Source organism: Pseudarthrobacter sp. HLT1-7 (assembly GCF_059383435.1).
This window is the reverse complement of record NZ_JBWZCH010000012.1, coordinates 1-14,393: the sequence shown is the minus strand read 5'-3', so window position 1 is coordinate 14,393 and position 14,393 is coordinate 1. Positions and strand designations below refer to the sequence as shown.

Annotated in this window: 13 protein-coding genes; 6 read left to right on the top strand and 7 right to left on the bottom strand. The window is 65.1% G+C overall.

Going from position 1 to position 14,393, the window contains the following annotated elements:
* Nucleotides 1-9 precede the first annotated feature (9 nt).
* The 4 genes from AC50X6_RS12330 to AC50X6_RS12315 are packed head-to-tail and all read right to left on the bottom strand — an operon-like array spanning nucleotide 10 to nucleotide 3,910.
* A complete protein-coding gene (locus AC50X6_RS12330) occupies nucleotides 10-945 on the bottom strand; it encodes an ester cyclase (protein ID WP_494966498.1) in 936 nt (311 codons plus the stop codon).
* The gene (locus AC50X6_RS12325) at nucleotides 942-1,673 is read right to left on the bottom strand and encodes an alpha/beta fold hydrolase (RefSeq protein WP_494966497.1); all 732 of its coding nucleotides are present in this window, start codon (nucleotides 1,671-1,673) and stop codon (nucleotides 942-944) included. Before AC50X6_RS12325 ends, AC50X6_RS12330 begins: the two co-directional genes overlap by 4 nt.
* A gap of 11 nt (nucleotides 1,674-1,684) precedes the next feature.
* Nucleotides 1,685-2,848, bottom strand: a complete 1,164-nt coding sequence (locus tag AC50X6_RS12320) for a cupin domain-containing protein (protein WP_494966496.1) — start codon at nucleotides 2,846-2,848, stop codon at nucleotides 1,685-1,687.
* 60 nt (nucleotides 2,849-2,908) lie between these two features.
* Nucleotides 2,909-3,910 carry a LacI family DNA-binding transcriptional regulator gene (locus tag AC50X6_RS12315; protein ID WP_494966495.1) on the bottom strand — a complete coding sequence of 334 codons (1,002 nt, stop codon included), beginning with the start codon at nucleotides 3,908-3,910 and terminating at the stop codon, nucleotides 2,909-2,911.
* 152 nt (nucleotides 3,911-4,062) lie between these two features.
* Between AC50X6_RS12315 and AC50X6_RS12310 the strand changes: the two genes are divergently transcribed.
* From AC50X6_RS12310 to AC50X6_RS12300, 3 genes are all read left to right on the top strand, one after another.
* Complete coding sequence (locus tag AC50X6_RS12310; RefSeq protein ID WP_494966494.1) at nucleotides 4,063-5,415, top strand: ABC transporter substrate-binding protein; 1,353 nt, start codon at nucleotides 4,063-4,065, stop codon at nucleotides 5,413-5,415.
* 94 nt (nucleotides 5,416-5,509) lie between these two features.
* Nucleotides 5,510-6,328 carry a carbohydrate ABC transporter permease gene (locus tag AC50X6_RS12305; RefSeq protein WP_494966493.1) on the top strand — a complete coding sequence of 273 codons (819 nt, stop codon included), beginning with the start codon at nucleotides 5,510-5,512 and terminating at the stop codon, nucleotides 6,326-6,328.
* Nucleotides 6,325-7,269, top strand: coding sequence for a carbohydrate ABC transporter permease (locus AC50X6_RS12300; protein ID WP_494966492.1), 945 nt, complete (start codon nucleotides 6,325-6,327; stop codon nucleotides 7,267-7,269). The genes AC50X6_RS12305 and AC50X6_RS12300 overlap by 4 nt, the downstream gene beginning before the upstream one ends.
* A gap of 1,021 nt (nucleotides 7,270-8,290) precedes the next feature.
* Here the strand turns inward: AC50X6_RS12300 and AC50X6_RS12295 are convergent.
* Both AC50X6_RS12295 and AC50X6_RS12290 read right to left on the bottom strand, forming a co-directional pair.
* Nucleotides 8,291-9,280: an LLM class flavin-dependent oxidoreductase gene (locus tag AC50X6_RS12295; RefSeq protein ID WP_494966491.1), complete on the bottom strand. Its 990-nt coding sequence runs from the start codon at nucleotides 9,278-9,280 to the stop codon at nucleotides 8,291-8,293.
* A gap of 184 nt (nucleotides 9,281-9,464) precedes the next feature.
* Nucleotides 9,465-9,605 (bottom strand): hypothetical protein, encoded by a 141-nt coding sequence (locus AC50X6_RS12290; RefSeq protein WP_494966490.1) that lies wholly within the window; start codon nucleotides 9,603-9,605, stop codon nucleotides 9,465-9,467.
* Between the two features lie 21 nt (nucleotides 9,606-9,626).
* Between AC50X6_RS12290 and AC50X6_RS12285 the strand changes: the two genes are divergently transcribed.
* The 3 genes from AC50X6_RS12285 to AC50X6_RS12275 all read left to right on the top strand — a co-directional run bounded on the left by AC50X6_RS12285 (nucleotide 9,627) and on the right by AC50X6_RS12275 (nucleotide 13,033).
* On the top strand, nucleotides 9,627-10,496 hold the full coding sequence (locus AC50X6_RS12285; protein ID WP_494966489.1) for an aldo/keto reductase: 870 nt from the start codon (nucleotides 9,627-9,629) through the stop codon (nucleotides 10,494-10,496).
* A gap of 53 nt (nucleotides 10,497-10,549) precedes the next feature.
* Nucleotides 10,550-11,251 carry a type 1 glutamine amidotransferase domain-containing protein gene (locus AC50X6_RS12280; RefSeq protein ID WP_494966488.1) on the top strand — a complete coding sequence of 234 codons (702 nt, stop codon included), beginning with the start codon at nucleotides 10,550-10,552 and terminating at the stop codon, nucleotides 11,249-11,251.
* Nucleotides 11,252-11,344: 93 nt separating this feature from the next.
* The gene (locus tag AC50X6_RS12275) at nucleotides 11,345-13,033 is read left to right on the top strand and encodes a helicase HerA-like domain-containing protein (RefSeq protein WP_494966487.1); all 1,689 of its coding nucleotides are present in this window, start codon (nucleotides 11,345-11,347) and stop codon (nucleotides 13,031-13,033) included.
* Between the two features lie 159 nt (nucleotides 13,034-13,192).
* Here AC50X6_RS12275 and AC50X6_RS12270 read toward each other — a convergent pair whose 3' ends face one another.
* Nucleotides 13,193-14,059 (bottom strand): endonuclease domain-containing protein, encoded by an 867-nt coding sequence (locus AC50X6_RS12270; RefSeq protein ID WP_494966486.1) that lies wholly within the window; start codon nucleotides 14,057-14,059, stop codon nucleotides 13,193-13,195.
* Nucleotides 14,060-14,393: the final 334 nt, after the last annotated feature.

The following is a 14,393-nucleotide window of genomic DNA, read 5'->3' as shown; positions in this document are numbered from 1 at the left end:
GGTTGGTGATCAGGCGGCGGTTGCTGGCTGGGGGAAGGCGACGCCCTGGTGGGCGAGGGCGAGTTCGTCATAGGCCAGCCACTGTGCCGTGACGCGGCCTTCAACGAGATGGTGGTGGCTGATGAGGCTGAACTCGACAGGGCCCCTGGGCCCGGTGCCGGCGATCCGCCACTGAGTGGCGACGCGCAGCGGCAGTTTGCCCGAAGCCGGCAGCGAGTACTGGTCGTCGACCTCCACGGAAAGGGGTCCGAGCGCGGCCCGCAGACCCAGGGCCCATTCCAGGACGGCACCGGCGCCGTCGCGCTGAACGTCCGGGGCGAAGGCGGTGACGCAATCGGCGGCGTAAAGCCCGGATTCGAGCCGGCCTTCCAAGACGCTGGTGAACGCCTGCCGGACCAGGTCTCCCTCCGCGGTGCGGGTGAACTCGAAGGACGGGCGCGTCACCCCGCGCGCCGCGGGATATTGGGTAGCCTGCACGGCGTCCTGAAGGGAGTAGCCCAGTTGACGGGCCTGGGCGAGCGGGTTGGCGCCCAGCCATTCCTCAATGATGACCTGGCCCCGGACGATGCAGTTGGCAATGGCCATGAATGTCACCGCTCCTCCGGTGGCGGGGCCGTACGCGGTGCCGCCGGTGTCGGTCCCGGTCCAGGTCCAACGCATGGAGGTCCGGTAGCCTTCCTCCTCGGAACCGGTCCAGATCGTGTCGTCGATGACGCCGTGGAAGTCCGGGTAGGTGCGTAGCCGCGCATGGGTGTTGGCGATGACGGTCTCGTCGCCCACCAGGTCGCCCGCGTCGAGGTGAATTGCCGTACTGGGCGAATAGTACTTGCGAATGAGCTCCAGATCACGGTGCGGGAGGTTCCAGATGTCATAGGTGATGCGTTCGATGTAGTCGACGGGGCCGTCGAACCCGAATGCTCGGAGGCCGGGCGGAGAGGGCGTCATAAAGTTTTCCTTTGATACCAGAGATTGATGATGTTGGCCGTTGCTGCCGGATCCTCAAGGGTCATGAGATGACCGGCGCCGGTCATGACTTCAAGTTCGGCGTGAGGCATGGCGGCGGCAATGTCCTGATGCATGTCCGGGCTGCACAGCTGGTCTGCGGATCCGGCGAGGACCAGCGTGCGTGCGCCGACCCTCGACAGCTCCGGACGGAGGTCCCGCCTGCTTCGTTGGATGCCCAGCTGGTCTGCGAAGGCCCGCTGTCCGAGGCGCTCGGCCATGGTCTTTCCCGAGCTGAGCAGCGGACCCGTGCCGCGGTCCGGGGCGAACAGGGCGGGCGCGAGTTCACCTGCGATGTCAGTGAACGCGCCGGCCGAGTTGCGCCGGGCCATCACTTCCCAGGCCCGGATCTGTTCGGGCCTGGGACCCCGGGGGTTGGTCGAGATCAGGACCGCGGCGTGGAAGGCTGCCGGGTCCTCCACGGCGGCAGCCATCACCACTATTGCACCCAGCGAAAGCCCGATGATACCCACCGGCCCCTCCTGCGTCCGGGCAAGCTCGAGGAGATACTCCGCCGCGCCACCCAAGGTGGTGCCCTGGATTCGGGCGTCCACTGTGGTGCCGCCCAGGTCGAGAAACGGATCCATGGCGGTGAAGACTTCCTCGGTGCACAACATGCCCGGCACCCGGATCCACGTGCGGATCTGTTGTTCCGCAGGGCGCGGCACCACAATTTGCCCGCTCAGTCGTCGATTGTGGAGTAGCGGACGACGTTCCATGCGGCGACGTAGCCGGCGGCGTCTGCGGCGTGGCCTTTGTCTTCGGCGTGCCGGATGGTTTCGGACGGCCATTCGAGGCGCACACGCCCGTCGCCGCTGTTCACCACCAGCATCTGCGCCTCGTCATCCAGGGCGGTGAAAGTCCGCCAGGCACCCGCTGGCACGGAAATCGTGTCGTAGGGATTGAGAACGGTCGCCACCTTGTGGTCCCCCTCGTTGAGGGTCACCAGCCAGGTGCCGCGGTAGCCCATCAGTACCTGGCTGTGGTCGTGGCGGTGCTGGAGGATGCCCTCGTCCTTGATCGCACGCAGCCACGCGAGGTTGAAATTATGCGGATAATGGATCGGCGGTACCTGGTCCCGGTCCTCGGTCATTCCGTATCCGATGACCGTCGCGAGCTCCGCCCCGCCGCCGGGCAGCTCATTGCACAGGAAGGGCTGTTTGCTCCACTTCAGATCGCGCTGGCGGACCACACGCTGCTGCATCTGCTCGGCTGTCCATATGCGCAACCGGTCGATCTCGGCCTGGGGCAGAGGCGGGACGACCTCCACGTTTTCCGGGACCGTGTCGCCGGCCACGGTATCAATCAGATCGTTGTCCAGGGTGAGGAACAGGCCATGCTTTTCGGCCTCCTTCAGCACCGAGGGTCCCCAGATGATGCCTCCCGTGTTGTCGAAGCCCAGGGCCGTAAAGAGCCACCCGCGCGAACCGCCCACATTGGTGAATCCACGGAAGATCCAGGTAGGAACGCTGACGATATCGCCCTCTTCACAGATGAATTCGCCGTCGCTGCCGTCTGCGCCCCAACGCATCTTCCAGGTTCCGCTCCAGTTCAGGAAAACTTCGGCAGTGAAATGAAGGTGGAGGTTGTTCACCACTCCATCGGGCATGGCGGCAGCACCGATGTTGAAGCCGTGCGGCTCACGAAGGTTCACCACCTGTTGGGCGCTCTGGGTCACACCAGGTCCGATGATCGAGTAGTTCTCCTTGGTATCGCTGCCGGGCGTGCGGCAGTCGATGAAGGCCTGGTTGCAGCTGACGTAGTCACTGCGACGGATGGTCCGGCGCCTGAGCTCGTTCTCATCGACGACCTGGGTTGCGGTTTGCTGTTTAACGTTAACTTCCATGAGCTATGTATACGTATGTATCATATGCATGTCAAGGGTTGCGGGTGGCCCTGGGTGGTCTTATGTTCGCCCTTCGAGGGCGTGGGTGCCCCGCGGTACGGCGTGCACCGGGTGGACGCGATGTACGGGCCCGCCGGATACGACCCCCGTCAGCCTGTCCACCAGAAGGTTCGCAGCATCCTGCGCCATTTGGGGCAGCGGGATGGAGACGGTGCTGAGATCGCAGATCGGCCAACCGGATGTCGGAACATCATCGATGCCAACCATGGCCACGTCCTCGGGGACCCGCAGGCCAAGGTCCCGGGCCGCGTTCAGGGCGCCGATGGCGACTGAGTCGCTGACGCAGACGACGGCCTTGGGCGGGTCCTCCAGGGCCATCAGCCTGCGCATCCCCGCGTCTCCGGAATCATGGCCGAACCATCCGCGCACGACACGGGATGAGCGCAGGGCGATGCCCGCATCCGCCAGCGCCTCACGGATCCCCGTTTCACGGTCGGTGCTGGTGGAGGCTTCACCGGGACCGGCAATCAGCCCTATCTCGCGGTGGCCCGCCAACACGAGCATCCGGGCTGCCACCCGCCCTGCGTCTAGGTTGTCCGCCACCACACTGTCAGTGTCGACCATCCCACCGATGCGGTTCAGCATGACCGTCGGGATACCCCGTTGATTGAGTTCAAACGGCAGAGTCGACTCACGCCGCGTTGTCGTGAGGAGCACACCGTCCACGGAGCGGTCCAGCAGGGGCGAGTACCCGGCGCTGTCATCCTCGCGCTCGGCAAGTAGTACCATCCGGTAGCCGCGGGCGGCCAGCGCGTCGTGAATCGGCGGAACGATCAGCGGGTAGAGGGGGTTGCTGAGGTCGGCGACCATGGCCACCCGATGTGTGGCCTGCGTTGAAAGTGAGCGGCCCATCTGGCTGGGGACGTAGCTGAGGGCCTGGGCGGCTTCCGCAATGCGACGGCGGGTTTCGGCGGTGACCCTCGGGTCGCCCCGCAGTGCCCGTGAAACGGTCGGCTGCGACACTCCGGCTAGGCGGGCAACATCACGACTGGTGGCAACCATCGGGGTGCCTCACTTTCCGGTTCGGGCGGGTTGAGCGGATGCGCCGGCGTCAGGTCATCTCACGGTCCACCTATTGACAAGATGTTAGCTGTGCCACAGTGTATTACATACGTATTCATGCCCGCTAGGGGCACCAATCATGAGGTGACGCTTTGAACTTATCGCAAATCCTGGGCCAACGGCCCGTCATGCTCGCCGTCGCCGCCGTGACGGTGGCCTCACTCGCTGCCTGCGGCGCCGGCAGCCAGCTTCCCGGCGCGACCGGGGCGAAAGGAACCTGCCTGGCCCCGGAGCCGGCCAGCCCTGCCACCGTCAACATCCTGGCCTACGGCGCCCCCGGAATGGATCCTTTCTCGAAGGCCATGACGAGCTCCTGCAACGGAGTCAAGAACCTCAAGGTCAACCATTCACCGGTGGACTTCTCGGCACAGCTGGAAAAGGCGCCACTCTCACTCTCCCAACCGGCGGACGGTGCCTCCTACGACATCGTCGAGGTCTACAACACAACCCTGGTCGAATATGCGGCCAAGGGCTGGCTGGCACCCCTGGACGATTGGGTCGCCAAGAATGGTGAAGCGTCCGGTGTCAACGATATCGACCCTGCACTGCTGGAGAAGATGAAGTACGACGGCCGCCTCTACGCGCTGCCCAACCAGCAGAACGTCCATATCCTGATGTACCGCAAGGACATTCTGGACGGGCTAGGCATCCAGGCGCCCAAGACTTACGGCGAACTGTATGAAGCGGCCGACAAGATCAAGGCCGCGGGCAAGTCCCAGGCGCCCTTCGTCGCGTCGTTCAATGCGGACAGCGACATCTCCACCGCTTTCAACAACGCGCTGACCAGCCAGGGCGGAGCCTGGGTCAATGGCGACGGACGGCCGACGCTGGCCAGCCCCGAAGGAGCAGCCGCGATCAATGACCTGCGGAAACTCAAGTCCTACATGTCCAGCGACGCTTTGACGCTGAACAATGCAAAAGCCGTCGCTGCGCTGCAGAACGGGCAGGCCGCCATGGGCATCGTCTATGCCGGGAGGGGCGCGACCCTCATCGATCCGGCCCTGTCGAAGTTCGCCAAGGACTTCGCCTTCGCACCCGCCCCCGCGGCGAAGGCAGGAGGCAAGCCCGCCGCCCAGTGGACGCAGGACGGGTTTGCCATCGCCAAGAATTCCAAAGTTGGCTTCGAAACGCTCGCCGGAGTCATGGCGACCTCCGTCGGTGACGCAGCAATGACCAACGGGGCCCCGTTCGCCGTCATTTCCCGCACCAGCAAGCTCAACGATTCCGCACTGCAGGCCAAGGCCCCTTACTGGCAGGCCGCACTCGACACCCTGAAGGCCGGAGCCGAAACCCTGCCGCTGAAACCGTTCATGCCCACAGTCCAGCAGAGCACCCGCACCTTCATCGTCGAGGCAGTCAACGGCACAGGGGATCCGATCGATGCACTCGGCAAAGCTGATGCAGCAGCCAATGCCGCACTGAAGACCGCCGGGTACCTGAAGTAGCTTTCCGCGGCGAATCCGCCACAACAGATCTTAGGAGGTGGGTCCACTGAGACGACGCGAATTCTTCATCTTCGTCGGCCCCAGTATTTTGGTCATGACCTTGCTCATGGCCGGGCCCTTATTCATCACGGCCTTCGACAGCTTCAGGAAGGTCAGCTACGGCGACCCAGGTCTGTTCGTCGGGTTCGGCAACTATGCGGCCACGTTGAGCGACCAGCGGTTCTGGGCCGCAGCCGGATTCACGACCGTCTACACCGCAGCGATGACGGCGGGAAAGATCGTGGGCGGGTACGTTGTCGGCCTTATGCTCAACGCCGTCCGCGCCAAGGCCCGGGCGTTCTTCCTCGGTCTGCTTCTTGTGCCCTATGTCGTGCCGACAGTGATCGGCGCCCTGGTCTTCTCCTGGTTGTTCAACAGCACGTTTGGCGGCTTCGTCAACGTCCTGCTGGCCCCCTTGGGTATCGCACCGGACTGGTTCACCGATCCGACCGCGGCGAAGTTTCTCCTCATTTTCCATAGCATCTGGCACGAGTCCGCGTTCGGTATCCTCGTCCTCGTCGCGGCCCTGCAGTCCGTTCCCCGCGAACGGATCGAGGCAGCCGCCATCGACGGTGCCGGCTGGTGGCAGACCCAGTGGCGAATCGTGATGCCCTCCATCCGGGGCTTTATAGGCTTCATCGCACTGATCTCGATCATGGACGGCTTCCGGGTCTTCGACAGCGTTCGGATGATCACCCCTGCCGCCTCGACCGTGGGCACAGAGTCCCTCATGACCTACGTCTACAACGTAGCGCTCGGGGAAACCCAGCAACTCGGACTTGCAAGCGCCATCAACGTCATCACGATCATCATCATCCTGATCTTCCTTGTCCCTTTCATACGCCAGACCTGGCGGGAGATGAAATCCGCGTGAGCACACCCAATAACGTCAGCGTCCTTAGCCCTGTTCCCCCTCGGGCACCCGTTCCCGGTGTCCAGAAACGGACGCCCCGGCGGAAGCTCGGGGTCACGAGCAACACCACCATTGGACGCCGGCCCCGGTGGCGGACAATCCTCGCGTACACCGGGCTCTCCATAGCCTCGTTCGTGGCGGTGTTTCCCTTCTTCTGGGCCCTCCTGACCTCCATCAAGCCCTACACGGACGCGTTCGTTTCGCCGCCGGTCTGGACATTCACCCCCCAGATCACGGCTTATGAACAGTTGTGGTATGCCACTGAATTTGCGTCCTTCGGGGTGAACACCATTGTGGTCGGAGTGGTGACAGTCATCATTTCATTGGCCGTGGGCGCACCGGCGGCCTATGCACTCTCACGCTTTGACTCGCGGATCTCATTGTGGTTGCTGGTGCTCGCCCTCGTCTTCCGCTCACTGCCGCGCTTCGTCGTCGTCCTGCCCTTCTATTCCATCGCACAGGCCCTCAACATCTACGACACCCAGCTGATGCTGATCATCGCCCTGGTTGCGGTGAATCAGCCGTTCACGATTTGGCTGCTGCGGAACTTCTTTGCCGAACTGCCACGGGAACTCGACGAAGCGGCCCAGATCGATGGCTGCAGCCGTCTCGGGGCGTTCCGTCGCGTCATCATGCCCCTCGCCGGCCCTGGGCTGGTCACCGCAGGTATTTTCACCTTTCTGCTGGCCATCCAGGAATATCTGATTCCCGTCGTACTGACGCAACAGTATGCGACCACCCTGTCCGTCTTCATCGCATCGTTTGGGATTGCGGAAGACACCGCCCTGTACCAGTTGATCGCCGCAGCCAGCATCCTGCTGGCCCTCCCGATCATCGCCCTGGCCTTCTTTGCCCAGCGGTTCCTCGTCACTGGACTCACCGGCGGTGCAATCAAGGGATAGGCATCCAAGGTGGTCCATCGCCTGGGACCGGCACCCACCCGAGCGGGGACTCCTAGGCTGTCGGCTGTACGCCCACCAAAGGAGAGCACGAATGAACAGCGAACCGTTCCGCCCGGAACTGGGAAGCACAAGACCGGGCACCCCGGTCGCTCACTGACAAGGAACGCCTACTTCAGCGGTGAAGCGAACCGGATGAGATACCCATCGGGGTCCTGGACCAGAAATTGGGAAACTCCGGCCTCTGTGTCGCCCGTTTGGTACCACTTGGTTTCCGGGACCATGAACAGCAGCCAGCCGGCCGCCGCGAGACGTTCCACCACGGGTGTTATCGCCGGCACGCCGATTTGGAAATTAACCCCGCGGCCCAGCGGACTCTCAAGGGCGCCAGGGACCCAGTTTCGTCCGACCCGATCTGCTCCAGCATGACGTGCGCCGTTCCCGAGTGAAGATACGCAAACCCCTCCTCCGGCCGGTCGTAGAGAATCTCAAAACCGCAGAGTGTGACCCAAAAGTGCAGGCTCGTGACGAGATCGGTGACCAGGAGTTCCGGCACCAGGCCCGGAGCTAAGGGGGCTACTTCACCCGGTGGGGATGTCATGTCACCATTATGGTGCCGTCCCGTCCCGCGGACCGACCGTCGGCCGTGCTTCAACAGGCCTCAGGCTCCAGTTTCCTGCCGCCACGCTGAAAACAACAATTGCAGGGCCCGGGCACCCACAGAATCCCCCACGTCAGGCTAGAACAGTCCCAGCCGTGCCCACGCCGACGGCGGCCACACCCCGGCGCCCCTTACTCCGGAACCTAGTGGTCATTGTCGTTAGTTCGTCTGGGGGTCAGACGGAGCGCGGACCTTTTCGCGCCGGGGGACATGCCCATTCTTCTCTTCGCACCGGGACTGGGCATAATGGCACTATGTCCACCCGCTGGCCCCGGCGCGGGGCATGTCCCCGAGCCCGGCCATCGCGCCCAGGCCACCGAGCCCAGACCCCCTGCGAACTAACGAAATAGCCCGGAACTCGCGCTAGACCCGCGCCAGTCCGGCGACCTGGGCCAGCAGTTCCACGGATCGCAGCCGCGCCCCGGTGCCGGTGCTCTGGTGCGCCACGATCAGCTCGTCGGCGTCGGCGTGGGCGGTGAACGCGTCCAGGTAATCAAGGACAACGTCCGGGGTTCCGACAGCGGAATACTTCATCATCTGTGCCAGGTGCTGGCCCTGCGGCGAGTCCAGGATCATGTCCGCCTCGTCGTCGCTGAACACCGTGCCGTTGCCGAAGAACAGCGAGACGCGGGCCCGCTTGGTGGCCTGGAACATCTCCTGCGCCTCGGACGCGGAGTCCGCCGCGATCACGTTGACGCCGGCGATCACATGTGGGGCGCCCAGCTGCGCGGAGGGCTTGAACTCCCGGCGGTAGATCGCGACGGCGTCCTGCAGTGCGTTGGGCGCGAAGTGTGAGGCGAAGGCGTAGGGCAGACCCAGCTGCGCGGCGAGCTTGGCGCCGAACAGCGAGGATCCCAGGATGTACAGCGGCACGTCCGTGCCCTTGCCCGGGGTGGCTTCGACGCCCTGGATGCGGGTGGGACCGGTCAGGTAGCCCTGGAGTTCCAGCACATCCTGCGGGAAGCTGTCCGAGGACATCGGATCGCGGCGCAGGGCCCGCAGGGTGTTCTGGTCACTGCCCGGCGCGCGTCCCAGGCCCAGGTCGATACGTCCCGGGTGCAGGGTCTCGAGCGTACCGAACTGCTCGGCTATGGTCAGCGGTGAGTGGTTGGGCAGCATCACGCCGCCGGCACCGAGGCGGATGCTCTCCGTGTGGGCGGCGATGTGGGCAATCAGCACGCTGGTGGCCGAGGAAGCGATCGAGGACATGTTGTGGTGCTCGGCGTACCAGATCCGCCGGTAGCCCAGCTTCTCGGCGAGCTGGGCGATGGCCACGCTCCCCGCGAAACTCTCTGCCGCCGTCTGGCCCTTGCCGATGGTTGCCAGGTCAAGGATGGAAAGCGGAACAGTCACGGAAAAAGCCGGCCTTTCGTTGCGGGGCAATGCCTCAGGGTCATATGCAGTCCCAAGGTCCTAAGAAGTCTTAAGATCTTCAGGCGTGCCGGGTTGCGGCACGCGCACACTGGGGACAACGACGGCGGTGCCCGGGATATTTCTGCGGAGCCGTTCTTGCGGAACTATTGCCGCGGGCGCCGCGTCACATGCACGGGTAGTCGTAGTCCAGCCCGCCGGAGACATCCTGGGTCAGGGCCACCCGGCTGCCGGGAGTCAGCCCGGGCAGCGCACAGTTGGACCTGGCACCGGCCGGACCGGGCGCACCGGCTGGAATACTCAGCATGCTTGGGGAGTTGCCGCCCTTATGAACCACGACAAACCACAGCATCCGGAAGCATCCGCCACCATCGATCTCAAGAACCTGGGCACTGTGCAGCGGCTGGGCTTCGGCGCCATGCGCATTGTCGGAGACGGCATCTGGGGCGAGCCGGCGGACCGCAAGGCCGCGGTCGCCGTCGTGCGCCGCGCCGTCGAACTCGGCGTCGACTTCATTGACACCGCCGATTCCTACGGGCCGAACATCAGCGAGGAAATCCTCGCCGAGGCTCTGCACCCGTACAGGGAGGGCCTGCGGATCGCCACCAAGGCGGGCTTCGCCCGCACCGGGCCCGACGTCTGGGTCCCGCTGGGGCGCGCGGAATACCTCCGCCAGCAGACCGAGCTGAGCCTGCGCAAGCTCAAGGTGGACTCGCTGGACCTGCTGCAGCTGCACCGGATCGATCCCAAGGTGGATCCCGAGGAGCAATTCACCGTGCTCCGCGACCTGCAGAGGGAGGGCAAGGTCAAGGCTTTGGGACTGTCCCAGGTCAGCGTCGCCGAACTCGAGGAAGCCGGAAAGTACTTCACCGTATCCACGGTGCAGAACCGTTACAACCTCACCGACCGCAGCTCCGAGGACGTCCTTAACTACGCCGAAGAAAACGGGATCGGCTTTATCCCCTGGGCCCCCATCTCCGCGGGAGAGCTGGCAGAGCCCGGCGGCCCGCTGGACGAGGCGGCCACGCGCCTCGGCGCCACCACCTCGCAGGTGGCCCTCGCCTGGCTGCTGCGCCGCTCCCCCGTCATGATGCCGATTCCCGGCACCGGCTCGGTCAAGCACCTCGAAGAAAACCTGGCTGCGGCCGGCGTCGTCCTCGATGACGCTACCTACGCCGACCTCGAAGCTGCACACTAAACTCTTTCCACCCACCCGCCGGCGCACGTGCGCCGGCAGAACAGGAGCACCCCATGGCTAACATTCTGATGGTCGTCTCGGCCGCCGATTCGCTTACCATGCGCGACGGCAGCGAACACCCCACCGGCTACTGGGCGGAGGAACTGGTGGTCTCCCACCAGACACTGCTCCACGCCGGGCACACCGTCCACCTCGCCACCCCGGGCGGCGCGAAGCCCACGGTCGACCAGGTCAGCCTGGCCGCCGGATCCGCCGGCGGCCAGGACCGCGCCGATGGATTCCGGAAGTACCTCTCCGAGATCGACGCCGAACTGTCCGCACCCCTGGTGCTGGCTGACGTCGACCCCGCCGGCTACGATGCCGTCGTCCTGCCCGGCGGCCACGGCCCCATGTCCGACCTCTTCCAGGACGCCGATCTCGGCAAGCTCCTGAGCGCGGCGAACACTGCCGGCAAGATCATCGCCCCGTTCTGTCACGGCCCCGCAGCCTTGCTCAGTGCCACGGACGACGCCGGCGCGTTCGCGTTCGCGGGACGCCGCCTCACCGTCTTCACCGACGAGGAAGAACTCAACGGCGGCACCGGGCCCAACACGCCGTGGTTCGTGGAGGACGTGCTGAAGGAAAAGGGTGCCATCGTGGAGAACAGCGCCGCCTGGAGTTCCCATGTAGTGCGCGACGGCAACCTCATCAGCGGCCAGAACCCGCAGTCCAGCGAGGACGTCGCAAAGGAAGTCCTCAAGGCTCTCGCGGAATAACGACGGCGAGGCAACGCCGGCGGCGATCGCAGCCGGCGAATCGCTGTCAACTTAGCCGGGTCCGGCCTTGCCGGACCCGGCTAAGCTATCCGCATGGCAATCAAATCCACAGCAGATAAAGTCGCCACCATCCAGAAGGGGTACACCCTCGAGGGCCCCACGATCGAGCTGGGCGCCGCGATCATCGACGGCGAAGTCCACAAGGACGCCCCCGTCAGGCTCCCGCTGGCGATGATGAACAGGCACGGCCTGGTGGCCGGCGCGACCGGCACCGGCAAAACCGTCACCCTGCACATGATGGCGGAACAGCTCTCCGCCGCCGGGGTGCCGGTATTCCTTGCGGACATCAAGGGCGACCTCTCCGGTCTGGCCACTGCCGCCACCGGCACCGAAAAACTCCTGGCCCGCACGGAAGGCATCGGCCAGGCCTGGTCGCCCAAGACGTTCCCGGTGGAGTTCCTGGCCCTCGGCGGCGACGGCAACGGCATTCCTGTCCGCGCCACCATCACCTCCTTTGGCCCCATCCTGCTGTCCCGCGTCATGGAGCTTAATGACACGCAGGAATCGAGCCTGCAGCTGGTCTTCCACTTCGCGGACAAAAACAACCTCGAACTCATCGATCTGAAGGACCTCCGGGCTGTCATCCACTTCCTCACCTCGGACGAGGGCAAAGACGAGCTCGAAGACCTGGGCGGGCTCTCCAAGGCCACCGCCGGCGTTATCCTCCGCGAACTGATCACACTCGAGGCGCAGGGCATGGAGAAGTTCTTCGGCGAACCCGAGTTCGACACCGCCGAGCTGCTGCGCACCGCCCCGGACGGCCGCGGCGTCGTCAGCTGCCTGGAACTTCCGACGCTGCAGACCAAGCCGATGCTTTTCTCTACCTTCCTGATGTGGCTGCTCGCCGATCTGTTCGAAGAGCTCCCCGAGGCCGGCGACCTCGACAAGCCCAAGCTCGTGTTCTTCCTCGACGAGGCGCACCTGCTGTTCAACGGCGCCTCGAAGGCCTTCCTGGACGCAATCACCACCACCGTGCGGCTGATCCGGTCCAAGGGCGTCGGCATCTTTTTCGTCACCCAGACGCCCAAGGACGTTCCGGCCGAGGTCCTGGGGCAGCTCGCCAACCGGGTGCAGCACGCGCTGAAGGCCTACACGCCCGAGGACGCCAAGGCCCTCAAGGCGACCGTCTCCACCTTCCCGATCAGTGACTACGACCTCGAGGAAACGCTCACCTCCGCGGGTATCGGCGAGGCAGTCATCACGGTCATGAACGAAAAGGGCGCCCCGACCCCCGTCGCGTTGACCCGACTCCGCGCGCCGGAATCCGTCATGGGCCGGAGCAGCGACGCCCTGATTTCCAGCACCGTGGCCGGCTCCGCCCTGCTCGCCAAGTACGGCACAGCGGTAGACAATGTCTCCGCCTACGAGAAGATCAGCGGCAAGGCTGCCGCCGGCACCGGTGCGGCTGCTGCCCCGACCGCTCCGGGCAGCGCCGGGAACCACGACGACGTCGACGCCGAAGCCCGGCGGATCGAGGAGGAGATCCTGGGACGCCCGAGCAGCCGGCCGGCGCCCGCGCCGGAGCGGGGACAGGAACGCGCTACCGAACGTCCGGCGCGGGGGCAGGACGCCGGTGGCGGAACAGCCGGCGGCCTTGCCGGTGCCGTGGGCGGGGCTCTCGGCGGCGGACTCAGGAGCATGGCGCGTTCGCTCGGCACCCAGCTCGGCCGGGAACTGCTCCGCGGCGTCTTCGGCACTGCCCCCAGGCGACGCCGCCGCTAGCACGTCAGTGCGCGCCCGCTGTGCGCGCCACACGGGGCTGGCGTGACACGGTGTGTTCACCCCGCTCCTGGGCTACCTGGCCCCGGGCGGCCGGACCGGGCGTCACGCCAGGCAGGCTCTTGGCTCCGGCAGCTTCGCCGAACCCCGTCAATCCGCGGATCACGGCTTCGCGCGGTCCCAAAATTCCGCCTGCCGTGACGCGTGCCCGGATCCGCCAAGGCCGGCGAGGACAGCCAGAACCTCCGCCACCATCTGATCCGGCCTATGCACGACGTCGTCGTAGTAGTACCGGAGGACGGTAAAGCCCTGGGTTACGGACGCATTGTTTCGGCGCTGGTCCTTCTTCACTTGGGACCACTCACCATGATGACGTCCGTCCAGCTCTACGATGAGCCTGCCCTCCAACAGCAGATCCACGTATCCCACGCCGTCGATGTAAACCTGCGTCTCCACCCGGATTCCGGCCTGCCGGAAATAGGTCCTGGCAAGAGTCTCCAGCATGGATTCGGCTCCGCGGTCCACCCAGTCGAGAACCTGACGGGCCCGGCCATTGCGCTTTCCGGGGAGTCTCTGCCGCAGGAAATCAAGGGTTATATCGCCCCTGCCGACGGCGCAGTCCACCATGACCAGGGACTCCCGCCAGGGCAAGCACCTCAGCGCATGAAGGAGCACGTCGCCGAGGGCTGCAACCGGCCGGTGCGGATGCGGTTCCAGGAGCAGGCCGCCGTGTCCTATCTCGCCGCCGGTGCCCTCGCCCCGCCGGTGGTGGACATGGCGGGGTCCGGCGGAGTCAACGGTCCAGAGCCGGTAGAAGGGCGCGGCGCTGAGACATGTGAGCAGCTGCCGCCGCTGCAGCAGCGCCACATGGTTTGGGTCCGCCGTCGTAAGCGCATAAAGTCCACGGCCCGGCTGCAGGACTCCCGCTCTGACTGCCCGCCGGAGGGCGGCGTCGTCGATCCCCAGGCAGGCAAGCGCGGGTCTTCGGGCCGCTCCCCCGCAGATCTTCAAAGCCCTGAAGATATCCATGCGGCCATGGTCCCCCGGAATGGTGAAATCCGGCACCCGCGGACGGCTGGATGTGGACAACTCGATGTCACGGAGCGCAGCTTTTTGAGTCCGCTCAGGCGGCTGAGCCGAACAATTCCGCGGCGGCTGGGCCCGGTTTAAACCAAAAGGCTGCTGTCCGTGACGTGTGGTCACGGACAGCAGCATCAACCAGCCAGGAGTGGCCGCCTAGCCCGGGGTTTTCATGAGGGTGGGGCCTGTAGGGTGTGTTTAATCGACGAAAGGTGCTTCTGAGCTGGGAAAATAGTGTTGTTGACGCACTGTTCCACCGGCCGAAAGAAGCACCTTTCTGATG